This is a genomic window from Pseudomonas sp. Lb2C2, from assembly GCF_052112205.1.
GTDB lineage: Bacteria > Pseudomonadota > Gammaproteobacteria > Pseudomonadales > Pseudomonadaceae > Aquipseudomonas > Aquipseudomonas kilonensis.
Genome location: NZ_JAUTYW010000001.1, coordinates 244,244 through 267,208, shown reverse-complemented (window position 1 = coordinate 267,208; position 22,965 = coordinate 244,244). Strand labels below are relative to the sequence as shown.

Below are 22,965 nucleotides of genomic sequence, written 5' to 3'. Positions count from 1 at the left end.
CAGGTTTAGGTTCGGCTTAGCAAGGTGTCGCGGCGCCCTTGCGGGCATACCACCACCAGGTCACCACGATGCAGCTCAGGTAGAAGCCGACGAACATGTAGAAGGCCATCTCCGGGCCGCCGGTCAGGGCCATCGAAGTGCCGAATGATTTGGGAATGAAGAAGGCTCCGAAGGCGCCCATGGCCGAGCTGAAACCCAGCACGGCGGCCGATTCCTTGCCGGCATTCTTGAGCGCCTGCTCGCGCACCTCGGGCTTTTTCCCCAGGGCGGCTTTTTCATGCAGGGTGCGGAAGATCACCGGGATCATGCGGAAGGTCGAACCGTTGCCCACACCCGTGGTAATGAACAGCAACATGAACATGCCCAGGAAGCCGTAGAAGCTGCCGCCCTGGCCGTTCTGCGGAAGAAAGTGCAGGACGCCGAAGACCATCGCGATCATCAACACGAAGTTCCACAAGGTGACCTTCGCGCCACCGAGCTTGTCCGCCAGCCAGCCGCCCAGCGGCCGTACCAGCGCGCCCACCAGCGGGCCGAGGAAGGCGAATTTCAGGGCGATGACTTCCGGGAACGAGGTCTTGATCAGCAGCGGGAAGGCGGCGGAGAAACCGATGAACGAACCGAAGGTGGCCAGGTACAGCCAGCACATCAGCCAGTTGTGCTTGCGCTTGAAGATCACCGCCTGCTCGCTGAACGAAGCGCGGGCGCTGGACAGGTCGTTCATGCCGAACCAGGCAATCAGGGTCACGGCGAGGATGAACGGCACCCAGATGAAGCCGGCGTTCTGCAACCACAGCGAGCTGCCGTCGGCCAGGACTTGCGGTTGGCCGCCCATGAAGCCGAACACACCGAAGGAAATCACCAGTGGCACGCTGAACTGCATCACCGACACGCCCAGGTTACCCAGCCCGGCGTTCAGGCCCAGGGCGGTGCCCTGCTGGGACTTGGGGTAGAAGAAGCTGATGTTGGACATGCTCGAGGCGAAGTTGCCGCCACCAAAACCGCAAAGCAATGCGATCAGCACGAACACGCTGTAGGGCGTGGCCGAATCCTGCACGGCGAAGCCCATCCACAAAGCCGGTATCAGCAACGACGCCGTGCTCAGCGCGGTCCAACGACGCCCGCCGAAGATCGGCACCATGAACGAGTAGAAGATGCGCAAGGTCGCGCCGGACAGCCCCGGCAATGCCGCCAGCCAGAACAGCTGGTCAGTGCTGAAGCTGAAGCCGATGGCGTTCAGGCGCACAATCACCGTGCTCCAGACCATCCACACCGCGAAGGCCAACAGCAGCGCCGGGATGGAAATCCACAGGTTGCGCCGGGCGGTCAGTTTGCCGCTACTGCCCCAGAAAGCAGGGTCTTCCGGGCGCCAGTCATGAATGACCGGGCCCTTTTCAGGCGTTTGCAGAACGGACATGTTCTTCTCCTTGGGCAATGCTGGAAAACGGGGATTGAGTGGCCGGCGGCTGTTTACCCAGCAGCGGGCGCTTGCGTATTTCGCTGAAGTACATCCAGGCCAGGGACACCCAGACCACGCCGTACATCAACATGAAGCAGGACGAGCGCACGCCGGTGAGGTCCACCAGGGCGCCGAACATGATCGGCAGCACGAACCCGCCCAGGCCGCCGGCCAGGCCGACGATGCCGGACACTGCGCCCATGTTTTTCGGGTAGTCGTTGGCGATGTACTTGAAGACCGAGGCCTTGCCGAACGCGAAGGCGATGCCCATCACGAACAGCAGCACGGTGAACAGCGTGGCGTTGAGGCCGATGTGGAAATCGACGATGCCGTTGACGGTCTGCACTTGCAGTTGAGTCTGGGGATAGGAGAGCAGGAACAGGCAGATCCAGCTGACCCACAACACCCACCAGGTCACGCTCTGGGCGCCCCAGCGGTCGGACATCCAGCCACCGACGGCCCGCAGTACGCCACCGGGCAGGGAGAAACACGCCGCCAGCAGCGCCGCGCTTTGCAGGCTGAAGCCGTATTCCTGCACGTAGTACTTGGTCATCCACAAGGCCAGCGCCACGTAGCCGCCGAAGACGATCGAGTAGTACTGGCAGTAGCGCCACACGGCTGGCTCTTTCAGGGTTTGCAATTGCTCGCGCAACGTCGCACCGCCAGTGCCGCTGTGTTCCTTTTTCTCGGTGGTGAGAAACCAGAACAGCAGCGCAGTGATGAACAGGATGGCGCTGAACACTTTCGGCACCAGGTGCCAGCTGCCGAACGCGATCAGCGCCGGAGCGAGGAACTTGGTCACCGCCGCACCGGCGTTGCCGGCGCCGAACACGCCCATGGCAAAACCCTGGTTCTGCTTGTCGAACCACTTGGCGACGTAGGCGATGCCCACCGAGAACGAGCCCCCGGCCAGGCCGACGAACAGGCCCAGCACCAGGAACTGCCAGAAGGCCGTGGCGAGGGTGATCAGGTACAGCGGCAGTACACAGGCCAGCATCAGCAGGAAGAACACGATCCGTCCGCCAAAGCGGTCGGTCAGAAGCCCCAGGGGTAGACGCACCAGCGAACCGGTCAACACCGGCGTGGCGGCCAGCAGGCCAAACTGGGTTTCATTGAGGGCCAGCAGTTCCTTGATCGGAACCCCCAGCACAGCAAACATCATCCAGACCATGAAGCACACGGTGAAGGCCAGGGTACTCATCCCTAGTACCAGCCCTTGTTGCACTTGCGCTCGCATCACGATGCACTCCGTCAGTTCGATGGGCGCAGCCTAGTGATACGAACCCCGCGAAAACTTGACCTGGGTCAACGTGCGCCGGGGCGGTACAGGCCTATGCTTGGCCCGTCTACCTCCAAGGAGGTAGGTCCTGATATTGATACAACCCTTTATTTATCAATACTTTGAACAAGTCTGCCGAAGCTTTTATGGAAATGGAGCGGCCGACAACTCTTTAGAGGTAGTACGCCCAGGATTGGCTGCTACACCCCCAGGTCCAAGGCGCGCCCATGCTCGCTTCACCGTTTTTCCTCGCAGGTCCGCGTCGATGATGCGTTGGCTGCGCAGTTCCCTGCCCGCTCGCGCCGGGCTGGCGGTGATCTTGATCGCCATCCTGGCCCTGGCCAGTTCCTTGAGTGCCGGGTTGATCGCCTGGTTCAGCCAGGGTGACGCTGCCGCCATCAACACCGCCGGCTCCGTGCGCATGGAGACCTACCACCTGAGCTGGAAACTGGCGGCGGGGGCCCACGACGACATCCCGGCGATCATGGACAGCCTGCAACAACGCCTCGACAGCCCTGCCCTGCGCGCTGTGCTGGAAGACGGGCCGGAAACCTCCCTGCACACGAGCTATCGCGACCTTGTACAACGCTGGAACCAGACCTTGCGCCCGGCCATCGAGCGTGGTGACTCGGCATTTTTCCAGGCCAGCGCCAACACCTTCGTCGATCAGTTGGACCAGTTCGTCACCCTGCTGCAACGCCAGAGCGAGCATAAGCAAGGCTGGCAGCAGGCGATCCAGGGCATGGCGCTATTCAGCACCATGATCATCCTGCTGATCGGCCTGTATGAATTGCAGTACGGCGTGGTCACGCCCTTGCAGGAGTTGGTCGACGCCACCCAGCGCTTTCGCCGTGGCGAATTCCAGGTGCGGGTCAATCACCAGTCCGAAGATGAACTGGGCCAGTTGGCGACCAGTTTCAACACCATGGCCGAAACCATCGAACAATCACACCGCACCCTGGAAAACCAGGTCCAGCAAAAGACCCTGAACCTGCAACAGGCCAACGCCGCCCTGGAGCTGCTGTACCAGAGCAGTCGCAGCCTGGCGACGCGCCAGGCCAATGCCGAAGGGCTGGATGAACTGATCCGGCGCTTCCAGCAGCGCCTGCCGGGCCTGCGTCTGACGTTGTGCCTGCAAGGGCAATTGCAGTCACCGGCCAGGCACCTGCTGGCCCTGCATGGCGCCGCCAGCCGCCAGGTCTGCGCCAGCAGCGATTGCGCCAGTTGCCATAAACACAACGCTGCGCGCCCGCAAGCCTTCAGCATCAGTAACCAGGGCAACGAGCTGGGTGAGCTCAAGGCGCATTTTGTCGACGGCCACGCCGCACAGCCCTGGGAAACCGCATTGATCCAGGCCCTGGCCAACCTGATCGGCACCTCGCTGTCCCTCAAGCGCCAGCGCGAACAGGACCATCGCCTGCTGCTGCTCGATGAACGCACGATCATTGCCCGCGAGCTGCACGACTCCCTGGCCCAGGCCTTGTCGTACATGAAGCTGCAAGTCAGCCGCATGCAGACCCTGATGCGTCGCGGCGAACCGGTGCAGACCCTGGAGACCGTCACCGGTGAACTGCGTGAAGGGCTCAACAATGCTTATCGCCAGTTGCGCGAGTTGCTGACCACCTTCCGCTTGCAGATCCACGATGACGGCCTGGTCGAGGAACTCAAGGACACCGCCGAGGAGTTCTCCAACCGAGGGGATTTCCAGGTGCACCTGTTCATCGACACCCTGGCCTTCGAGCTGTCGGCCAGCGAGCAGATCCACATCCTGCAGATCACCCGCGAGGCCCTGTCCAACTGCCTGCGCCACGCCCATGCACAAAACGCCTGGCTCGAACTGCGCCAGGAAGGCGAGACCGTGCAGCTGTCGATCGAAGACGATGGCCGCGGCTTCAGTGGCGAGGTCGACCAGCGCGAACACCATGGCCTGAACATCATGAACGAACGGGCCCGCAGCCTGCACGGCCAACTGCAGATTCTCTCCAGAACACCCCAGGGCACCCGCATCCAGGTGCATTTCCAACCGGAATTCCTGGGCCAACACACCGAAGGCCTCGCAACATGAACGCCCCCCTGCGCCACACCCTGCTACTGGTCGACGATCACCCGATGATGCGTCGCGGGATCCGCCAGATGCTAGAGCTCGAAGACGATTTGCAGATCGTTGGTGAAGCCAGCCACGGCGAAGAAGCCCTGACCCTGATCGAGCCGCTCAAGCCCGACCTGGTCCTGCTGGACAACAACATGCCGCAGATGAACGGCATCGAGACCCTGCGCCGGCTGCGCGCCATGCACTACACCGGCAAGGTACTGCTGTTCACTGTCTCCGATGCCGAGGACGACATCCGCGATGCCTTGCGCCTGGACGCCAACGGTTACCTGCTCAAGGACATGGAGCCGGAGCTGCTGATCCAGTACATCCGCGATGCCCTCAACGGCGCCCTGGTGATCAGCCCGGGCCTGACCCGCGTCATGGCCCAGGCGCTGCGCTCGCCACCGCGCCAGGCCGATGTGGAACTGACCGAGCGCGAACGCCAGGTACTCAAGACCATCGCCGGCGGCTACAGCAACAAGGTCATCGGGCACAAGCTGGGCATCACCGAAGGCACGGTCAAGGTCCACGTGAAGAACCTGCTGCACAAGCTCGGCTTGCGCTCACGGGTCGAAGCCGCCGTGTGGGCGATGGAGCATTTGCGCGGGGCGGGTTAGCCCAGCAAAACACACCAACTGTGAGAGCAGAGCCTGCAGGAAAAAAACCTGTGGGAGCAAAGCTTGCTCGCGATAGCGGTGGTTCAGCTTGCGCAAATGTTGAGCGTGCTGCCGCCATCGCGAGCAAGCTTTGCTCCCACAGGATTTGTGTCTTGATCGAGAGGCCCATCCCTCTTCCGAGGTAGGCCTGCCGAGGCATAGGCCGGCGGCGATTTGGGCTCTACCATGACGGCACGCGGAGGTACGCCATGCTGACCCACCCTTCCATCGTTTTACTGTTGCGTCGTCATCACCTGTTCAGCCAACTGCCGGAGCGGGTTTTTGAGGATGTCTGCAGCCTGGCTGTCCTCAAACGCCTGGAATGCAACAGCACGCTCATGCACCAGGGCGATCCGGCCAAGCGGTTTTTCTTGCTGGTCAGTGGCCAGATCAAGCTGTTCCGAGTGACCGGTGAGGGCCAGGAGAACCTGGTGGAAATCATCCAGCCCGGCCAGACCTTCGCCGAGGCCCTGCTGTTCAGCCAGGCCCGTTGCTATCCGGTCAGTGCGTCGGCGATCAAGGACAGCGTGCTGGTGAGTATCGAAGGTACCCATTACCGCAAGGCCCTGGAGGACCAGCCCAAGGTCTGCCTGGCGATCCTGGCGAGCATGAGTATTCATTTGCATCAGCGGCTCAAGGACATCGACAACCTGACCTTGGCCAGCGCCAGCCGGCGGGTGATCAATTTCCTGCTGCAGGAACGCGATCCGCGCGATGGTCAGGTGGTTTTGCAGGTGTCCAAGCGGCTGGTGGCTTCCAAGTTGGGGATCCAGCCGGAGACGTTTTCGCGGATTCTTCATCGGTTGGTGGATGGGGGGTTGATTGCCATGGAGCGACGTCAGATTCGTATCTTGTCCGAGGATGGGCTTGAGGGTTATCAGCAGTAGGTTTCTTTGTGTGAATATCCATTTCTTCGGTAACGGCTACTTAGGGTTCCGCCCTGACGGCGGCTCACTTTTGAGAAGCGCAAAAGTAAGCAAAACGCTTTTTGCCCCACCACTCGGTGCCTCGCTTAGGCTCGGCATTCCCTCACTCAGGCATTGCTCCGTGGGCCGCCGCGAAGGGCCATCCATGGCCCAGCGCGGCTACCTCGGCATCCATGCCGAGGTGCCCACTCCACAATGCCTGCGTTCGGCCATCGTGGTTAACGGGGCGCCGAGATCAACGTCCACCACGAGGCGGCCTGATAGCCGACCTGGCTCTGGGTGAGACCGCGTTTCTCCTGTGGGAGCAACTGTCTTGGATGGTTTATTTAGCCGGCACATTCAGCATCCGCGTCGATTGTGAGACCGCATTCGCGAGCAAGCTCGCTCCCACAAGAGGGCTGCGGCGTACATAGGTTTTGTGGCTGCTGAAGATCCAGTGTGGGAGCGAGCCTGCTCGCGATTGCGGTGGTTCAGTCACATGGATGTTGAACTTGCTGGCCTCTTCGCGAGCAGGCTCGCTCCCACAGGGGAAACGCGGTCCCACCAAGAACCAGGTCGGCTATCAGGCCGCCTCGTGGTGGACGTTGATCTCGGACGCCCCGTTAACCACGATGGCTGAACGCAGGTATTGCGCAGTGGGCATCCCGGCATGGATGCCGGGATAGCCGCGCTGGGCCATGGATGGCCCTTCGCGGCGGGCCCACGGAGCAATGCCGGAGTGAGGGCACACCGAGCCTAGGCGAGGTGCCGAGTGGTGGGGCAAGAGCGTTTTGCTTACTTTTGCGCTTCTCAAAAGTGAGCCGCTGTAAGAGCGGAACCATAAGCCGCCATTACCGAAAAAATGGATATTCACCCAACCTAACCCACATCAATCAACCCCACCACCCGCGAAAACACCAACTCCATCTCAGGCTCACCGCAATCCACCCCGAACCGCTTGCGCAACCCCAGCTGGTTCAGAATCACATGCACATCCGCCACCAAATCATGCTGCCGCAAACACGCCTGAACGCACTGCAACGGACAACCATCCAACGCAATGATCCGCCGCCCCGACCGCGCCTTGTCAACCAGCGGCGCCACACCCCCACCCACCCCGACAATGCAGGACATCTCAGCCAGCCCCGCACGATCCAGCCGCAGGGCGACGGTGTTGGCCAGTTGCGCCACGTTGGAACAACCGGAACACGAATACACCAGAGGCAATAAACTCGGGGCTTTCATCAGACCGTCGCCAACCCCTTGCCCGCCCGCTCCAGATTGCGCCAGAGCCAAGGCGGCAGGACGTCCGGATCAAGACTGTCGATCAAATTCTTCAACGCCAGCCCCAACTCGGTATCCCCCTCGATCACCAACCGGCGACGGAAGAACAACGTGTCAGGATCCTCCTGCCGACTGGCCAACAACAGGAACTCGCGCCAGTTGCCGCTGATGGTGACCTGGGCCTCGGCGCGTTCGGCGATGCGCAACCCATCCCGCGCCAGGGTCAGGTACCAGCACAACTTCAGATCAGGCACCCGCAGGCACAACCAGCGCCCACGCAGCATCTCGAAACCACCGTCGCGCAACGGCTCGGCCAGGCAGCGATTGAGCGCCTGCTGCAACGCCAGTCGCTGCACCACGAACGGCACCTTGCCCACCAACGGCAGCAAGCGGTCGGCGCCTTTGAGCACCCATTTCTTCGGACTCAACACAGACCAGCCTCCTCTACCTTCAACATGCCGGCATGGCCGTGCCAGTAGCCATTGCAACCGTCCACGAACAGCGGGGGTGCCTCGCCCTGGCGAACCTTGTCGAAGGCCGTCACCACTTCGGCCATGCCCTGGGCGCGCGGACTCAGGCGCAGCACATCGGCGCCGCAGGCCATTAGCGCGTTGTAGTCGGCCAGCAGGTTCGTCACCTCGCCGGACATCGTCTGGATGCCGTTGAGGGTGAACAGCTGTTGGCCTTCCTGACTGCTCAGCGCCAGGCCGTCGGGGTAGTTGATGCAGCAGAACTGACAGTCGTCCTTGGGGCGGTTTTCGGCTCGGGCGGTAAAGCAGCGTGCCGAGTACGCCAAGGGCAGATGACCGTAGGCGAAGATCTCCACCTCGGGCACCTCGCGGTCCATGTCCCGCACCTGCTCCAGCACATCGCCGATCAGTGCCGCCGAACATTCCACGGGCGGCACCCAACGGATCATGCCGCTGTCGAGCAATTGCCCCAGGGCGTGGCCGTTGTACAAGTTCAGCGCCGGGCCGCCGACGAAAGGCAGCTTGCGTTCGGCCATGAACTGCACCGCGCCCATGTCATTGGCTTCCACCAACAACTGGCCGTTGTCACACAGGCGTCGCAGCGAGGACAGCTCCGAGGCCGCCTCGATCAGCGTCAGGCTCGACAACACAATCTGTGCCTGGCTACACGCTTGCAGCTCGCGCGCCAACCCCAGCCATTGATCCAGGGAGAACGCCCGGCGTTTCGAACACACGGTTTCCCCCAGGTAAATCACGTCCAGCGGCAATGCCGACATCTCGGCATAGAAATTCCCCAGTTGCGCTTTGTCCCAGTAAAACAGGACCGGTCCCAGGCTGAGTTTCATCTGGCCTCCCCTCATTGCCATGATCGATGGTAGGCACCCAGGGTGGTCTGGCTGCCTTCGGACAAGCCAGCCAGCACCTGGCGCCATTCTTCCTGCACCCGGAACCGTTGCGGCGCGACCTGGTGGGCATCCAGTGCGGCGCGCCAGACCCGGGTCACTTGTTCAACGTAAGCCGGGCTGCGTTGGCGACCTTCGATCTTCACCGCTTCGACGCCGATGGCTGCCAACTCCGGCAGCAGGTCGAGGGTGTCGAGGCTGGTGGGTTCTTCCAGCGCATGGAAGCGCTTGCCGCCGACCAGGAAGCGGCCTTTGCACAGGGTCGGATAACCGGCCGGTTCTTCGGGGGTATAACGGTCGATCAGCACCTCGCTCAGGCGTGCGCTGAGGCCCTGGGCATCCTCGCTCCAGCGCACCGCCTTGGCGGGCGAGCAGACGCCGCACAGGTTCGGCGATTCGCCGGTGATGTAGGAAGACAAGTGGCAACGGCCTTCGGCCATGATGCACAGGCTGCCGAAACCGAAGACTTCGATCGGCACCGGACTGCCCGCCGCCACCTGTCGCACCTGGGCCAGGGACAGTACCCGTGGCAGCACGGCGCGGCGGATGTCATAGCGCTGGGCGTAAAAAGCCAGGGCCGCGGCGTGGGTCGCCGAGCCTTGTACCGACAGGTGCAGCGCCAGTTTCGGATGGCGCTGGCTGGCGTAGCTGAGCACGCCGGGGTCGGCGGCAATCAGGGCATCCACGCCAAAATCGGCGGCACGGTCCACTGCCCGTTGCCAGCGCTCCCAACCCTTGGGTTGCGGGTAAGTGTTGACCGCCACGTACAGCTTGCGTTGGTGCTGACGGATGTGTGCGACAGCCGCGTCGAACTGCTTGTCGTCCATGTTCAGCCCGGCAAAATGCCGGGCGTTGGTGTCATCGCGAAAGCCGACATAGACGGCATCGGCGCCTTGGCGCACCGCCGCTTTGAGGGCAGGCAGATTCCCTGCCGGGCAAACCAGTTGCATGGGGCATCCTCATGAGAAAACTCAAGCGCCGCCAGTCTAGCCAGACCTCGGCCGGCGACCTTGACGGCAATCAATTGCCGTCAATGCATCAGCTCGGCGAACGGCAGGTACAGCACCTTGTCGTGCTTGTGCACTTGCGCCTGGCACTCCACCACGGCCAAGCCATCGGCCCAGCATGCGGCCGCCAACATGGCCGAACTCTGCTGGGGATGCAGCTCGACACACAGCGAGCCATCGGCGCTCGGGGTCAATTTCGCCCGCAGGTACTGCCGTCGCCGGTTGGGCTTTGGCCAGTCGAACCCGGCCGGCAACTGCAACGCCACGGGCAACACGTCATCCACGCCCTGGGCCCGGAACAGGAACGGGCGCACGACAATCAACATGGTAATCAGCGCCGCCGACGGGTTGCCCGGCAGCCCGATCCAGGGTTTGCCGGCCACCTCGCCAAAGGCCAGGGGTTTGCCCGGCTGGATCGCCAGGCGCCACAGGTCAACACTACCCAGTGCTTCGATGGCTTGCTTGAGATGATCTTCCTCGCCCACCGACACGCCGCCGGAGGTCAGCAGCAAGTCGCATTCGGCCGCCGCCAGGCTCAAGGCTTGGCGACTGGCGAGCAGTTTGTCGGGCATGACGCCGTAGTCATGTACCTCCATACCCCAGCCGCGCAGCAGTGCCGCAAGGCTGTGGCGATTGCTGTTGTAGATTTGTCCCGGTGCCAGCGTTTCGCCCGGCTCACGCAGTTCATCGCCGCTGCTGAGCAGGCCCACCTGCAAAGGTCGATAGACCTCCACCCGCGCAATCCCGGCCCCGGCCAGCAACCCCAGCTCCTGGGCCCGCAAGCGTTTTCCGGCCGCAAGCAAACGGTCCCCGCGCTGCATTTCCTCGCCTTCCTTGCGTACATGCTCCCCGCCATTGACCGGTGGCAACCAGACCCGCTCACCTTCCACCCGGCAGCTTTCCTGAGGCACCACGGTGTCAGCCCCCGGCGGCAACGGCGCGCCGGTAAAAATCCGCACCACCTGCCCGGCCTGTAACGGTTGGCCCGGTGCCGCTCCGGCGGCAATGCGTCCGGCCAAGGTCAGATGCCCCCCGACGGCCGGCAGGTCGGCGGCCCGCAGGGCATAACCGTCCATGGCGCTGTTGTCCCACGGCGGCAGGTTCATGGGGCTGCGAATGTCTGCCGCCAGCACTCGGCCCAAGGCCTGGTCCAGCGCCATCCGCTGCACCGGAGGCGGCAGCGGTGCCTGATCCAGCAGGTAGCGGATAGCTTCATCCACCGGCATCAGCGCGCCGCTGTCACAGGCGCTGCCACACGCGCCGCTGCTCATGAACGCGCCTCACAAGGTTCCAGGGCAATACCGGGTTGCGGCTTGAGGTGGGGTGTGAAATTGCACGGGCCGGTGCGGCTGTCCAATTGCCCGCCCAGGATCTGCTCCCAACCGGTCCGGCACGCCCCTGGCGAACCCGGCAAGCAGCACACCAGCACCCCATTGCTCATGCCTGCCAAGGCGCGCGATTGCAGGGTGGACATGCCGATCTCCGCCAGCGACACCTGGCGGAACAGCTCGCCAAAACCGTCCACCTGTTTGTCCAGCAGTGGCGCCACCGCTTGGGGGGTGTTGTCGCGCGGGGTGAACCCGGTGCCGCCGGTCATCAACACCACCTGCACCTTGGGGTCGGCGATCCATTGGGAGACCTGGGCGCGGATCTGGTAGATATCATCCTTCACCAGCCCACGGTCGATGAGCACGTGTCCGCCCGTTTGCAGCAGGTCCGCCAGGGTTTGGCCCGAGGTATCGGTGTCGAAGGTGCGGGTATCGCTGATGGTAAGGACCGCGATGTTCAGCGGTTGAAAGAGGCGTTGCGTCAGATGGGCCATGATCAGCCGTCCTGTCAGAAAAGATGGCCCAGCCTGAACCGCAATCGTTGCCGGGCCTATTCCTCCTTGGAGGTACCTCCCTTGGCGTCAGGGTGCCAGGCGGCAACGCTGCCAGGCGCCATCCTGCAGGCGGTAGTCGAGGCGATCGTGCAAACGGTCGGCGCGGCCCTGCCAGAACTCCATCCGTTCGGGCCGCAGGCAATAGCCTCCCCAATGGTCGGGGCGCCGCACGGGTTGATCGGCAAAGCGTTTTTCGGTTTGCGTCAGCAAGGACTCGAGCGCGGCCCTGTCCTCCAGTGGTCGGCTTTGTGGCGAGGCGCAGGCACCCAGGCGACTGGCGACGGAACGGGATTCGAAATAGGCATCCGACAACGCTGGATCGAGTTTGTCGACCGGCCCTTCGATGCGGACTTGCCGCTCCAGCCCCGGCCAGAAAAACGTCATGGCCGCCCAGGGGTTGGCCGCCAGGTTCTGGCCCTTGCCACTTTGGTAGTTGCCAAAAAAAGAGAAGCCCTCATCGCTGAACCCCTTGAGCAACAGGATCCGGCAATGCGGCCGACCCTGCTCGTCCACCGTCGCCAGGGCCATGCTGTTGGCTTCCACGGGTGGACTTTCGGTGTCGCGGGCCTGTTGCATCCAGAGCCTGAACAAAGCCATGGGGGCGTCGGGTGCCTGGGTTTCATCCAGGCCATCGAGGGTGTACTGGCGGCGCATTTTGGCCAGGGAAAGGGGCATGACGGTGATCTCCACGATGGATTTGGGCCAGTGTGGATTCTGCGGCGGTGGCGGGCCTTGATCGTTGTCAATGCCGGTTCTTGTGGTGAGTTGAAGGGTGCTATCGCGAGCAAGCTCGCTCCCACAGGTGATCTGCTGTGCTCACAAGATCCCTGTGGGAGCGAGCTTGCTCGCGATGAAGGCAACTCGGTCTAACGGATCAACGACTACTTAAGCCCCAACCGCCGCGCCAGCTTATGCAGATTGCTCGGGTCAACCTCCAACAACCGCGCCGCCCCCGCCCAGTTCTGCCCGCAGCGTTCCAGGGCCTTGAGGATCGCCTGTCGCTGGCAACCGTCGACAGCCTCGCTCAAGGGTTGCACGGGCGCATCCAACGCTTGCAGGGCCTGTTCCGGCAGCGCCTGCGCCGAAGCTGCGCTGGCGTTGACGTCAAGATCCAACACCTGCGGTTCCAGGGTCATGATCAGGCTGCGACTGGCGCCCCGGCTCAGTTGCTTCAACGCCGCGCGGCTGATGACGTGCTCCAGCTCCCGCACATTGCCGGGCCAGCTGTACGCCAGCAACGCCTGTTCGGCGGCCGGTGACAGGCGCAAGCCGCGCAAGCCCAGGCGCGTGCGGTTCAGTTCGAGAAAGTGCCCGGCCAGCATCAACACATCGTGGCCGCGCTCGCGCAGCGGCGGGATCGGCACTGGGTAGACCGAAAGCCGGTGGTACAGGTCGGCGCGAAACAGCCCGTCGCGAATGCTGTCGGGCAGGTGCCGGTTGGTGGCGGCGATGATCCGCACATCGACGTGCAGCGGCTTGTCCGCCCCCAGGCGCTGGATCTCGCCGTTCTGCAGGGTACGCAGCAACTTGGCCTGCACGCTTAGCGGCAACTCGCCGACCTCATCGAGAAACAGCGTGCCACCATTGGCCGCATCGAAGCGCCCGGCGCGGTCGGCGGTCGCCCCGGAGAACGCGCCTTTGACGTGACCGAACAACTCGCTTTCGGCCAGGGACTCCGGCAACGCTGCGCAGTTGACCTGGACCAACGGCTTGTGGCCCCGCCGGGACAGCCGATGCAGCCGCCGGGCGAACAACTCCTTGCCGACACCGGTTTCGCCCAGCAACAGCACTGGCAGTTCGGAGTCCGCCAGCACATCCAGCTCGTTGAGCAACTGCTGCAACCCCTCGCTGCGCCCGAGGATCTCGCCCTCTTCGGCGGGCAGCCGCAGATCGGTCTGGTCGCTGCGCGACGCCCGCAAGCTGCGGTTTTCCTGCTCGAGCCGGGTGACCCGCACAGCGGCCTCGATCTGCAACGTACAGCGCTTGAGTTCCTCGCGAGCACGGCTGTCGAAGGTGCCGGCGTGCAACGCATCCAGGGTGATCGCCCCCCAGAGCCGGCCTTCCACGTACAGGCTCACGCCCATGCAGTCATGCACCGGCAGTGGCTCGCCGACGTGGTTGTCGAGCAAGCCGTCATAAGGATCCGGCAAACGGCTGTCCGGCTCGAACCAGGTGGGTTCGCGCGACGCCATGATCGCCGCCAGGCGCGGGTGCTGGGCGATCACGAAGCGCCGTCCCAGCGCCTCATGGACCAGGCCCACGGTGGCCACGGGCCTGAGACTGTCGTCGTCCAGGCGCAGCAGCCCCACGGCGCCACTGTTGAAGTATTCGCGCAGGGTCTGCACCAGGCGCTGCAATCGCACCGCATTGGGCAGCTCGACGATCAGGTCGGCGGCCAGGCTTTCACGCAGCATGGTAGTGATGACCCTCCAGGGTTCGTTTGACCCTTCACAATCAGGGTGACAATCACCCTGGCAAAAATTTAATGCTTTGTTTTCAATCAGTTGAATCTGGCACGTCGGCTGCAACGACAGCGTTCATCTGTCCCTGCCGGGATTCAACCCAAGGAAACATGATGAGCCTCGATCTGCTGGAACAAAGCCTCGGCCAACTGGCCTGCGACATTCCCGGTGCTACTCGTACCTTCCATCATTACAACCTCGACTTCTGTTGCGGCGGGCGAAAATCCTTGCGCGAAGCCGCGCTGGGCAAAGGCCTGAACCCACTGCTGATCGCCGATGCCCTGCGCACCCTGCAAGCCGCCGGGGAGATGGGCCATGACTGGCGCGACGAGCCCCAGGCGACCTTGATTGCCCACATACTGGAGCGTTACCACGCACGCCATCGCGAACAACTGCCGGAACTGATCCGCCTGGCCCGGCGCGTCGAGCAGGTCCACGGTGTGCGACCCAGTTGCCCGAACGGCCTGGCCGATCACCTGCAGGACATGTACCAGGAACTCGAAGGCCACATGCTCAAGGAAGAACAGGTGCTGTTCCCGATGCTGCAACAAGGCTTGGGTGAACGGGCCTCGGCGCCGATCCAGGTGCTGCGCTACGAACACGACCAGCACGGTGAAGCCCTGGAAACCATGCTCACCCTGACCGACCAGATCACCCCGCCCTCCGACGCCTGCAACACCTGGCGCGCCCTCTATCGCGGGTTGGTGGAGTTTCGTGATGACCTGATGCAGCACATCCACCTGGAAAACAATGTGTTGTTCATCAATGCGATGAAGCCTGCTCACTAACTCTCAAACATTGCCCATTACTTCTGTGTTACTCCTGTGGGAGCAAAGCTTGCTCGCGATGGCGTAGTGTCAGTCAATATCAATGTTGACTGATTCACAGCCATCGCGAGCAAGCTTTGCTCCCACAGGCATTTGCAGCTCTCATTTGCACATTTGCAGCTCTAATTTGCTGCCCTCATCTGCTGCTCAAAACTGCCAATAGAACATCGCCTTGGCCAACACCACGATCAGCACCATGTGCCCCAGGATACTGCGGCGCAACCAGCAGGCGCGACTGGGCGTCAGGCGACCGCTCTTGAGCCAGTACGCCAGCCACAAATAGTGACCGATGATGCTCAGCGCCAGCAGGATCTTCAGGCTCAGCAGCAGGCCGAAACTGTTGCTCAACGGCTGGCTCAATGCGCCGCGATGCTGCCAGGCCAGGGCCAGGCCGGCGCCGTACAGCACCAGCACGACGCCGTGCAGCACGTGCCGCGAGCGCTGGGCGATGGCTTGGTCGGCAGCGTCCTTGACGCCTTGGGCCAAGGGCCGACGGGCGTTATGCCAGATGAAGACCTCGAAAAACAGCGTGCCAATGAAAGCAATGGCCGCCAACAGGTGGGTAACCAGCAGGACCCCGTACATTATCGATTCCCTCTGCCCAACCGGCTCATCCCGGATGCCCATCCACCCGGGCCTTGAGCAGCATCGGCCCATAGCGCCAGGCGTATAAACCGAACGCCAGTGTCCAGCACAGCGCCGCCAGCCACAGCCCGGCCAACGGCAACAGCAGCACCAACAGCACGCGGCTCAGGCACGCCAGGTTCAGCAGGATGAACGCCAGGGTCATGCCCGCTGGTGGCTCAAGGGGGCGCCCGGTATGGCCCAGGCTGACACGGGCAACCATCGCCAGGATCAATCCGGCCATGGCGCCGATGGTCAGGCTGTGCACCGCCAGGCTCGGGTTCACCGGCACACCGAAGTGCCACAGCGCCATGCCCAGGCAGGCCACCGCCAGCCAGGCGTAGGCCAGGTGCAACGACCACAGCAGTGGCACCCGCCACAAATCCCGATCATGCCAACGCACCAGTCGAATCCCGTGGCCCACCGCCAACGCGGCGAACAACAGGCCGACCCAGACGCTGGCCACCAGCGCCGGACCGAAGGCATACAGCAACGCCACCAGCGCCGACCCTGCCAGCAACAGGCGATCAAGCCACGGCCAAGGGGCAACGCCCTCGACCCTACCAAGGCCGCGCTGGGTAAAAAATGGAATCACGCGCCCGCCGATCAACCCCATCATTGCCGCCACCAGCCACAGGCCGGTGAGCACGCTCTGGCGTTGCAAGCCCTCGTTGTGCTGCACCAGGCCGTACACGGATAACCCATCGGCGGCGGCCAACAGCAGCAATACCAGCACAATCGGGTAATTGCGCTTCTGCCGCACACGCCACAACGTCACACCCATCAACGCCGCGACCGCCAGGGCAAAACCCAGCTCCAGCAGCGTCAGCAATGGCCAGGGCGCATCGACCAGCCAGGCCAACCGCGCGCCCAGCCACAACAATGCCAGGGTTGCCAAGCGCTTGCCGCTGAGGCCCGGGGTTGCGGTCCAGGTTTGCACCGCCGTCAGCAGGAACCCGGCGATGATCGCCAGGCCGAAACCGAACAACAGTTCATGCCGGTGCCAGGCCAACCATCCTCCGGCCGGCTGCCAGGCCGACAATCGCCCGGTAAACGCCGCGAGCCAAAAGGGAATGGCCAGCAGCGCCAACACACAACCGGCCAGAAAGAATGGCCGAAACGCCAGGCGCCACAGCGGCGCGATGGCCATGGCCTTGCGACGGTCAAGCACTTGCATACATCACTCCTTTTGCCTCGCTGAACCGCCAGCGAGGTACAACAAACCAGGGTTCGAATGATCGACTATCGACGCCGGCCGGCCTTGTCTCAGATCAAGCCAGCTCATCGGCAACCTCCCGTCTCGAACAGGTACTTGCAAGGGGCTTGCCGAACTGGATCAAGCCTCCCGACAAAACACCTCTGCCCCCTGTGGGAGCGAGCTTGCTCGCGATGGCGGTGGGTCAGGTGGCATTGATGTTGGGTGTGCTACCGTCATCGCGAGCAAGCTCGCTCCCACAAGGACTATAGCCACAAAGGGTATTTATGACCCTTTCATGGTTGTTTTAACCCTGCTAGACCAGGGTCATTTATACCCTCCCCAACCCCAACGCCCCACGAATCAACGCCCGCAGGCATGGCCCGTCTCTTGCTCAGGCACGGCATCACCTTTCTTGTCGGGGTCATCCATGAAATCCGTCGTTCTGCCGCTTACCTGGTTCGTCTTGCTCTCCTGCGTCGTGGCGCTTGCCAGCGGCCTGTCCCTGAGCCTGGTCTGACCCCGATCACCTCTTTCGCCCTTACAAGGATTCCATGCCATGGTGCTCCACCGCGTCCATCACCAGATTCTGCGCAGCCATCACCTGTTCGAGCCCTTGAACGAAGAAGAGCTCAACGAATTGATGAGCAACAGCCAACTGCTGAACATCGACAAGGGCGATCCGCTGTTCCGCCAGGGAGAACCGGCGCAGGCGTTTTACTTCGTGATTTCCGGCGCCGTGAAAATCTACCGGCTGACCCCGGACGGCCAGGAAAAAGTCTTCGAGGTGATCGGCGAGCGCCAGACCTTCGCCGAAGCCATGATGCTGATGGACACACCCAACTACGTCGCGTCCGCCGAAGCCGTCGGCCCGACCCAGGTCTACCGGTTGTCCAACGCCACTTACATGCGTCTGCTGCAAAGCAACAGCCGGCTGACCTTCGCCCTGCTCGGCAAACTCTGTGTGCGCCTGCACCAACGGGTCAACGAGATTGAAACCCTGTCGCTGAAGAACGCCACTCACCGCGTGGTGCGCTACCTGTTGACGCAACTGGTGCGCCTGCAAACCGTGGACAGCCAGTTCGAACTGCCGATGGCCAAGCAGTTGATCGCCGGGCACTTGTCGATCCAGCCGGAAACCTTCTCGCGGATTATCCGGCGCCTGATCGATGAAAAAATCATCACTCAGGACGGTCGCCAGATCGCCATTCTCGATCGCCTGCGCCTGGAACAGTTCGAATGACTACACAGCCCACCTGCCTGTATTGCCAGCAAGCCAACCCGATACATGAAACCGAATGTCGCCAGTGCGGCATGCCCCTGCCAGTCGAGGCCGCAAAGGCCAGCGAGCGCCGGTTGCGGCACTTCACCTGGTTCTGTGTCGGCTTGACGATCTTCTGCATCGTCATGTTCTTCTGGCTGCCCCGTGACATCGTCTGAACCCTCAATCCTGAGTCAATTGCCGGTACAACTGCGGTAAACGCAGCGGCAGTTGCTCGGGCTGGCGAATCAAGGTGTAGCCATTGGCCCCGAACATGTACGGCAGGTAATCCCCCGCTTCGCGATCGATGGTGATGCAGAACGGCGTCAGCCCTTGGCGCCGGGCTTCCAGCACTGCCTGGCGGGTGTCTTCCACACCGTAGCGTCCTTCGTAAAGATCCAGGTCATTGGGCTTGCCGTCACTGAGCAGCAACAACAATTTGCGCCGCCGCTTGCAACCCGCCAACCGTTGCGTAGCCTGGCGAATCGCCGCGCCCATGCGCGTGTAGTAACCGGGCTTGAGGCCCTGGATGCGTCCGCGGGTGTGATCGTCGTAGCGCTGGTTGAAGGCCTTGAGCTCATGCATGCGCACCTGCTGGCGGCGCAGGGAAGAGAACCCATACAAGGCGAAATCATCCCCCAGCACCGACAGGGTTTCGCCGAACAGCAACAGGCTGTCGCGGATCACGTCGATCACCCGGTGTTCGTCGTTGAGGTGGGCATCGGTGGACATCGACAGATCGGCCAGCAGCAGGCAGGCCAGGTCGCGGCGAGTCTGGCGCTGGTCCATGAACAGTCCGCGTTCGCTGCACTGCCCGTGCTGGCGCTCGACATGAAAATCCAGCCAGGCTTGCAGGTCCAGTTCCGAGCCTTGGGTTTGCTGGCGCAACCATTGGCGATCGTTGCGCAAGTGTTCGAACTGGCGACGCAAGCGCTGGGCCGAGCTCCGCAGGCGTGCGGGCAACGGCTGAGGCGGGCAATCGCGGGGGGTGAAGGTTTGCAGGCTGACGAAGTCGTCCTGCAATCGTTGCTTGCGGTAATCCCATTCCGGCAACAGGATGCCTGCGCCCAACGGGATGTCATCCACATCGGCCGGCGGCAGGTCCAGGTGCAGTTTCAAACCACCGCCCTTGCGCAAGCGGGTGCGCGACAGGGTCAATTGGTCCAGGTCTTCGGCGACGCGGGCAGCGTCCGGGTCTTCGCTGTCATCCGCCCAGCGATCCAGGTCCACGTGTTCGGTCCAGCTGAACAGGTTTTCCAGGCGCACGATCAGCAGCCCACCGTCACGGGTGGTGTCGTCGATTCGCTCGGCGCGCTTGCGCCCGCCCTGCTGTTCGCCGGGCGGCGTCGCCAGGTATTGCTCGGACTCCTCAAGGTTGGCGGCCTGGGGATTGGCCAGGTGTTGGGGTGGGTATAGCCACAGCGGCAACGGCCAGGCCGCCCGCTCGCTGCGGGGAAACTGTTCGACACTGCCCGGTTCGCACAAGGCCTGGCACAACGCCCGCTCCAGGGCGGCTTCGGCCGGGTTGAGCGTGGCCGGATCGGGGCGCAGGGACAAGTGCGCCTCCACCAGTCGCCGGTAGCGAGGCCGCAGCGCCGGGTAGCGCTTCAACACCGCCAGGGTCCAGCGCTGATTGTCCCGCCCCCAGTGCTTCATCGGCCCCGACTGCGCCGCCAGCAACGCCAGCCAGCGATACAGCTCTTCGTTGAGCCCGACATCAGGGAACGTCGCCAGGCTCGCCGGCAGCCGCAGATTGTCGCCATCGCAACAGGCCAGGGGCACTTGCTTGCAGGTGCCGGCGATCTGCTGCAACAGGTTGCGACGCAGCAGCAGGTCGCGGTCGCTGACCGCTTCCACCCCCAGGTGAGGCGCACCGCCGGTGGCGCGAAACAGCACCTGCAACGCGCGTTGCCGGGGGACCAGTTCGACCCGGGCCTCAGGAAAATCGGCACTGGCCCGGCGGGTGATGAAACGGTGCCAGACACTGCCGACCCATTCTTCCAGCTCCAGGGTGAATGCCATGGTTATTCTCCTATCAACCCATTGCAGTGAAGAGACTGGCTCATACTGCTTTTGTGGCGAGGGAGCTTGCTCCCGCTTGGGTGCGAAGCGCCCATCAAAAAGGGTCTGCTGCGCAGCCCAGCGGGAGCAAGCTCCCTCGCCACAAAAGCTCCCTCGCCACAGTCTCAGTGGCGATGATTTACGAAGGCACCACCGCCGCCGGTGCGCGCAGGGCCGCACGACCACGTTGACGGAAGCTGAACAGGTAGCAGAGCAACCCGGCCAGGAACCCGACGCCGCTGACCAGTCGCGCCCAGAACAGCGGCTTCAAGTGATCCATCGTGGCCATGAATGGCAAGGCACTGCCATCCGTCATCCAGCGCTGCAACCAGACCTGGACGACACCGGCCGCGGTGAGGAACAAGGTGATCATCACCATCGACAAGGTCATCAACCAGAAGCCCCAGATCTCCAGGCGCTGCGAACGCTCGTCCGCCGCTTCACCCAAGCCCCGCAAGCGTGGCATGGCGTAGCTGATCAGCGTCATCACGATCATTGCGTAGGCACCGTAGAAGGCCAGGTGACCATGGGCCGCGGTCAGTTGCGAACCGTGGGTGTAGTAGTTGACCGGTGCCAGGGTGTGCAGGAAACCCCAGACGCCCGCGCCGAAGAACGCGGTGACCGTGGTGCCCTTGGCCCACAAGGTAGCGGCGCGGTTCGGGTGGTGCCGACGACGGTTTTTCACCATGCTGAAGGCGAAGACCACCATCGCCAGGAACGGCAGCGGTTCCAGTGCCGAGAAGATCGAGCCTACCCACAACCAGACCTCAGGCGCGCCGATCCAGAAGAAGTGGTGGCCGGTGCCGATGATCCCGGTGATCAATGCCATGGCGATAATCACGTAGAGCCACTTCTCGACCACTTCACGGTCCACACCGGTGATCTTGATCAGGACGAAGGCGAGCATCGAACCCATGATCAGTTCCCAGACGCCTTCCACCCAAAGATGCACCACCCACCACCAGTAGTACTTGTCGCGAGCGAGGTTTTCCGGGTTGTAGAAGGAGAACAGGAAGAACACTGCCAGGCCGATCAGGCCGGTCATCATCACCATACTGACCGTGGTCTTGCGACCTTTGAGCAGGGTCATGCCGATGTTATAGAGGAACCCCAGGCACACCACCACGATACCCATCTTGGTGATGGTCGGCTGCTCCAGGAACTCGCGACCCATGGTCGGTAGCAAGTCGTTGCCGGTGAATTTCGCCAGCGTCGCATAAGGCACCGAGAGGTAGCCCAGGATCGTTGCCACGCCTGCGGCGGCGAACACCCAGAACAACACGAGCGCCAGTTTCGGGCTGTGCAGTTCGCGGTCGGCCTCCTCCGGTATCAGGTAATACGCCGCGCCCATGAAGCCAAACAGCAGCCAGACGATCAGCAGGTTGGTGTGGACCATGCGGGCCACGTTGAAAGGGATCAGCGGGAACAGGAAGTCGCCGACCACGTATTGCAGGCCCATGATCAAACCGAACAACACCTGCCCCAGAAACAGCATCAGGGCAAACACGAAGTAGGGTTTGGCGACGGCCTGCGAGGCGAATTTCAGATGCGGATTAGCCATGCTCATCTCTCAGCCCTCCTTGTTTGGCGGCCAGCCATTGGTATTGATTTTCGAGCTCCATTTGAGGAACTCGGCGATGTCGTCGACTTCCTGCTCGCTCAGGTTGAACTGCGGCATGGCCCGACGACCCGGAACGTTCAGCGGCTGCATTTTCATCCAGGCCTGCAGGAACGGCTTGAAGGCTTCATCGCCACCGCGACGGTTGACCACGTTGCCCAGCTCCGGCGCAAAGTACGCGCCCTCGCCCAGCAGGGTATGGCAGCCGATGCAGTTGTTGCGCTCCCAGACGCCCTTGCCGCGTATCACCGATTCCGTCAATTGCGCCTGGTTGCTGCGTTCCGGAAAGGTCTGTTCCGTGTGGTAGGTCAGGGCCAGGAATATCAGGAAAAAGAAGATGCTTCCCCCGAAATAAATATTCCTGGCCATGCCTTTGGTGAAGGTATCTGACATGGTCACTTCCTCATTGCTTGGCGTGTTCATTCTAGGAAGCAAGGGGTCGGAAACCGCTTGATGGCGATCAAGAATCTCCGATGGTTTTGGTGGGTTGTTCCAACACCGCCCGAAAAGGCGGGTGAGCTGTTGTGTTTTGCTGGGGTGTTCCAACACTGCCAGAAAGGCAGGTGAGCTTTTGTGGCGAGGGGATTTATCCCCGCTGGGCTGCGAAGCAGTCCCTATGGCTGGCGCCTCGGTGTGTCAGATGTAGCGAGTGAGCTGTCTTGGGACTGCTTCGCAGTCCAGCGGGGATAAATCCCCTCGCCACAGGGGTTCTGTGTTTGCAGGGTCAGATCGCGATGGAAATTACGATCCCTATAACGGTCGCAAGCAGCGCCGCCCAGCTCAACACCAACCGCCGCCACAACCGCGGCGCGTGGCGCAGCTCCATGAAGCCGTCGGCGATCAGCCAGGCCTTGGTCACCGCGACCACCAGGATGGCAATGGACACCAGCCCGGTAGCCGCGACCTGGCCCAGGGCGACGGTACCGGTGCTCAGCACCGCCAGCGTCATCCAGCATGCAATCAAGACACGGGAAGCCGACATGA

23 protein-coding genes are annotated in these 22,965 nt (G+C 62.6%); 6 read left to right on the top strand and 17 right to left on the bottom strand.

Translation table 11 applies throughout. From position 1 onward, the window contains the following. Positions 1-16 precede the first annotated feature (16 nt). Together Q7F16_RS01135 and Q7F16_RS01130 are read right to left on the bottom strand one after the other, a co-directional pair. A complete protein-coding gene (locus tag Q7F16_RS01135; RefSeq protein ID WP_046062143.1) occupies positions 17-1,414 on the bottom strand; it encodes a NarK family nitrate/nitrite MFS transporter in 1,398 nt (465 codons plus the stop codon). Continuing rightward, entirely contained in the window at positions 1,392-2,693 is a 1,302-nt protein-coding gene (locus tag Q7F16_RS01130; RefSeq protein ID WP_189664758.1) for an MFS transporter, read from the bottom strand. The genes Q7F16_RS01135 and Q7F16_RS01130 overlap by 23 nt, the downstream gene beginning before the upstream one ends. 307 nt (positions 2,694-3,000) lie before the next feature. On the opposite strand from Q7F16_RS01130, the gene Q7F16_RS01125 reads away from it, so the two are divergent. The 3 genes from Q7F16_RS01125 (at position 3,001) to Q7F16_RS01115 (ending at position 6,370) form a co-directional block, all read left to right on the top strand. Continuing rightward, on the top strand, positions 3,001-4,800 hold the full coding sequence (locus tag Q7F16_RS01125; RefSeq protein WP_046062141.1) for a HAMP domain-containing protein: 1,800 nt from the start codon (positions 3,001-3,003) through the stop codon (positions 4,798-4,800). Beyond that, positions 4,797-5,444, top strand: a complete 648-nt coding sequence (gene narL / locus Q7F16_RS01120) for a two-component system response regulator NarL (RefSeq protein ID WP_003202460.1) — start codon at positions 4,797-4,799, stop codon at positions 5,442-5,444. The genes Q7F16_RS01125 and narL overlap by 4 nt, the downstream gene beginning before the upstream one ends. 248 nt (positions 5,445-5,692) lie before the next feature. After that, positions 5,693-6,370 carry a Crp/Fnr family transcriptional regulator gene (locus tag Q7F16_RS01115; protein ID WP_046062140.1) on the top strand — a complete coding sequence of 226 codons (678 nt, stop codon included), beginning with the start codon at positions 5,693-5,695 and terminating at the stop codon, positions 6,368-6,370. A 601-nt stretch (positions 6,371-6,971) separates the two neighbouring features. Here the strand turns inward: Q7F16_RS01115 and Q7F16_RS01110 are convergent. The 9 genes from Q7F16_RS01110 to norR all read right to left on the bottom strand — a co-directional run bounded on the left by Q7F16_RS01110 (position 6,972) and on the right by norR (position 14,347). Continuing rightward, a complete protein-coding gene (locus tag Q7F16_RS01110) occupies positions 6,972-7,172 on the bottom strand; it encodes a nucleoid-structuring protein H-NS (RefSeq protein WP_409555617.1) in 201 nt (66 codons plus the stop codon). A 95-nt stretch (positions 7,173-7,267) separates the two neighbouring features. Continuing rightward, positions 7,268-7,633 (bottom strand): putative zinc-binding protein, encoded by a 366-nt coding sequence (locus tag Q7F16_RS01105; protein ID WP_095974048.1) that lies wholly within the window; start codon positions 7,631-7,633, stop codon positions 7,268-7,270. Continuing rightward, positions 7,633-8,103 (bottom strand): ubiquinone anaerobic biosynthesis accessory factor UbiT, encoded by a 471-nt coding sequence (gene ubiT, locus Q7F16_RS01100; RefSeq protein ID WP_079303978.1) that lies wholly within the window; start codon positions 8,101-8,103, stop codon positions 7,633-7,635. Before ubiT ends, Q7F16_RS01105 begins: the two co-directional genes overlap by 1 nt. After that, complete coding sequence (locus Q7F16_RS01095; protein ID WP_003202470.1) at positions 8,097-8,987, bottom strand: U32 family peptidase; 891 nt, start codon at positions 8,985-8,987, stop codon at positions 8,097-8,099. The genes ubiT and Q7F16_RS01095 overlap by 7 nt, the downstream gene beginning before the upstream one ends. 11 nt (positions 8,988-8,998) lie before the next feature. Beyond that, positions 8,999-9,994 carry a ubiquinone anaerobic biosynthesis protein UbiU gene (gene ubiU, locus Q7F16_RS01090; protein WP_409555437.1) on the bottom strand — a complete coding sequence of 332 codons (996 nt, stop codon included), beginning with the start codon at positions 9,992-9,994 and terminating at the stop codon, positions 8,999-9,001. Positions 9,995-10,074: 80 nt separating this feature from the next. After that, complete coding sequence (locus Q7F16_RS01085; RefSeq protein ID WP_409555436.1) at positions 10,075-11,322, bottom strand: molybdopterin molybdotransferase MoeA; 1,248 nt, start codon at positions 11,320-11,322, stop codon at positions 10,075-10,077. Then, positions 11,319-11,873, bottom strand: a complete 555-nt coding sequence (gene moaB / locus Q7F16_RS01080; protein WP_409555435.1) for a molybdenum cofactor biosynthesis protein B — start codon at positions 11,871-11,873, stop codon at positions 11,319-11,321. Before moaB ends, Q7F16_RS01085 begins: the two co-directional genes overlap by 4 nt. Positions 11,874-11,960: 87 nt before the next feature. Beyond that, entirely contained in the window at positions 11,961-12,608 is a 648-nt protein-coding gene (pdxH, locus tag Q7F16_RS01075) for a pyridoxamine 5'-phosphate oxidase (RefSeq protein WP_046065837.1), read from the bottom strand. Between the two features lie 206 nt (positions 12,609-12,814). Further along, a complete protein-coding gene (norR, locus tag Q7F16_RS01070) occupies positions 12,815-14,347 on the bottom strand; it encodes a nitric oxide reductase transcriptional regulator NorR (RefSeq protein ID WP_014339167.1) in 1,533 nt (510 codons plus the stop codon). A 161-nt stretch (positions 14,348-14,508) separates the two neighbouring features. Between norR and ytfE the strand changes: the two genes are divergently transcribed. Beyond that, positions 14,509-15,183 carry an iron-sulfur cluster repair protein YtfE gene (gene ytfE / locus Q7F16_RS01065; RefSeq protein WP_409555434.1) on the top strand — a complete coding sequence of 225 codons (675 nt, stop codon included), beginning with the start codon at positions 14,509-14,511 and terminating at the stop codon, positions 15,181-15,183. Positions 15,184-15,369: 186 nt separating this feature from the next. On the opposite strand, the gene Q7F16_RS01060 is transcribed toward ytfE, so the two are convergent. Then, a complete protein-coding gene (locus Q7F16_RS01060) occupies positions 15,370-15,807 on the bottom strand; it encodes a hypothetical protein (protein WP_079303969.1) in 438 nt (145 codons plus the stop codon). Positions 15,808-15,832: 25 nt separating this feature from the next. Continuing rightward, the gene (locus tag Q7F16_RS01055; protein WP_409555433.1) at positions 15,833-17,023 is read right to left on the bottom strand and encodes an NnrS family protein; all 1,191 of its coding nucleotides are present in this window, start codon (positions 17,021-17,023) and stop codon (positions 15,833-15,835) included. 577 nt (positions 17,024-17,600) lie between these two features. Between Q7F16_RS01055 and Q7F16_RS01050 the strand changes: the two genes are divergently transcribed. Further along, positions 17,601-18,284 (top strand): Crp/Fnr family transcriptional regulator, encoded by a 684-nt coding sequence (locus Q7F16_RS01050; protein ID WP_046065833.1) that lies wholly within the window; start codon positions 17,601-17,603, stop codon positions 18,282-18,284. Next, positions 18,281-18,481: a hypothetical protein gene (locus Q7F16_RS01045; protein ID WP_046065832.1), complete on the top strand. Its 201-nt coding sequence runs from the start codon at positions 18,281-18,283 to the stop codon at positions 18,479-18,481. Before Q7F16_RS01050 ends, Q7F16_RS01045 begins: the two co-directional genes overlap by 4 nt. Positions 18,482-18,485: 4 nt before the next feature. Here Q7F16_RS01045 and Q7F16_RS01040 read toward each other — a convergent pair whose 3' ends face one another. From Q7F16_RS01040 to Q7F16_RS01025, 4 genes are all read right to left on the bottom strand, one after another. After that, complete coding sequence (locus tag Q7F16_RS01040; protein ID WP_409555432.1) at positions 18,486-20,324, bottom strand: nitric oxide reductase activation protein NorD; 1,839 nt, start codon at positions 20,322-20,324, stop codon at positions 18,486-18,488. Positions 20,325-20,502: 178 nt separating this feature from the next. Then, positions 20,503-21,930 (bottom strand): cbb3-type cytochrome c oxidase subunit I, encoded by a 1,428-nt coding sequence (locus Q7F16_RS01035; RefSeq protein ID WP_079304768.1) that lies wholly within the window; start codon positions 21,928-21,930, stop codon positions 20,503-20,505. A 3-nt stretch (positions 21,931-21,933) separates the two neighbouring features. Continuing rightward, on the bottom strand, positions 21,934-22,374 hold the full coding sequence (locus tag Q7F16_RS01030; RefSeq protein WP_003202495.1) for a c-type cytochrome: 441 nt from the start codon (positions 22,372-22,374) through the stop codon (positions 21,934-21,936). 331 nt (positions 22,375-22,705) lie between these two features. Beyond that, positions 22,706-22,963 (bottom strand): cytochrome C oxidase subunit IV family protein, encoded by a 258-nt coding sequence (locus Q7F16_RS01025; protein ID WP_409555431.1) that lies wholly within the window; start codon positions 22,961-22,963, stop codon positions 22,706-22,708. Positions 22,964-22,965: the final 2 nt, after the last annotated feature.

Coding starts and splice junctions, on each gene's coding strand:
- Q7F16_RS01050 (WP_046065833.1), top strand. CDS start 17,601: ATGGTGCTCCACCGCGTCCATCACCAGATTCTGCGCAGCCATCACCTG.
- Q7F16_RS01045 (WP_046065832.1), top strand. CDS start 18,281: ATGACTACACAGCCCACCTGCCTGTATTGCCAGCAAGCCAACCCGATA.
- Q7F16_RS01105 (WP_095974048.1), bottom strand. CDS start 7,633: ATGAAAGCCCCGAGTTTATTGCCTCTGGTGTATTCGTGTTCCGGTTGT.
- Q7F16_RS01085 (WP_409555436.1), bottom strand. CDS start 11,322: ATGAGCAGCGGCGCGTGTGGCAGCGCCTGTGACAGCGGCGCGCTGATG.
- Q7F16_RS01035 (WP_079304768.1), bottom strand. CDS start 21,930: ATGAGCATGGCTAATCCGCATCTGAAATTCGCCTCGCAGGCCGTCGCC.
- Q7F16_RS01125 (WP_046062141.1), top strand. CDS start 3,001: ATGATGCGTTGGCTGCGCAGTTCCCTGCCCGCTCGCGCCGGGCTGGCG.
- Q7F16_RS01060 (WP_079303969.1), bottom strand. CDS start 15,807: ATGTACGGGGTCCTGCTGGTTACCCACCTGTTGGCGGCCATTGCTTTC.
- Q7F16_RS01025 (WP_409555431.1), bottom strand. CDS start 22,963: ATGTCGGCTTCCCGTGTCTTGATTGCATGCTGGATGACGCTGGCGGTG.
- Q7F16_RS01095 (WP_003202470.1), bottom strand. CDS start 8,987: ATGAAACTCAGCCTGGGACCGGTCCTGTTTTACTGGGACAAAGCGCAA.
- norR (WP_014339167.1), bottom strand. CDS start 14,347: ATGCTGCGTGAAAGCCTGGCCGCCGACCTGATCGTCGAGCTGCCCAAT.
- ytfE (WP_409555434.1), top strand. CDS start 14,509: ATGAGCCTCGATCTGCTGGAACAAAGCCTCGGCCAACTGGCCTGCGAC.
- Q7F16_RS01135 (WP_046062143.1), bottom strand. CDS start 1,414: ATGTCCGTTCTGCAAACGCCTGAAAAGGGCCCGGTCATTCATGACTGG.
- Q7F16_RS01130 (WP_189664758.1), bottom strand. CDS start 2,693: ATGCGAGCGCAAGTGCAACAAGGGCTGGTACTAGGGATGAGTACCCTG.
- Q7F16_RS01055 (WP_409555433.1), bottom strand. CDS start 17,023: ATGCAAGTGCTTGACCGTCGCAAGGCCATGGCCATCGCGCCGCTGTGG.
- Q7F16_RS01040 (WP_409555432.1), bottom strand. CDS start 20,324: ATGGCATTCACCCTGGAGCTGGAAGAATGGGTCGGCAGTGTCTGGCAC.
- Q7F16_RS01030 (WP_003202495.1), bottom strand. CDS start 22,374: ATGTCAGATACCTTCACCAAAGGCATGGCCAGGAATATTTATTTCGGG.
- pdxH (WP_046065837.1), bottom strand. CDS start 12,608: ATGCCCCTTTCCCTGGCCAAAATGCGCCGCCAGTACACCCTCGATGGC.
- Q7F16_RS01115 (WP_046062140.1), top strand. CDS start 5,693: ATGCTGACCCACCCTTCCATCGTTTTACTGTTGCGTCGTCATCACCTG.
- ubiU (WP_409555437.1), bottom strand. CDS start 9,994: ATGCAACTGGTTTGCCCGGCAGGGAATCTGCCTGCCCTCAAAGCGGCG.
- moaB (WP_409555435.1), bottom strand. CDS start 11,873: ATGGCCCATCTGACGCAACGCCTCTTTCAACCGCTGAACATCGCGGTC.
- narL (WP_003202460.1), top strand. CDS start 4,797: ATGAACGCCCCCCTGCGCCACACCCTGCTACTGGTCGACGATCACCCG.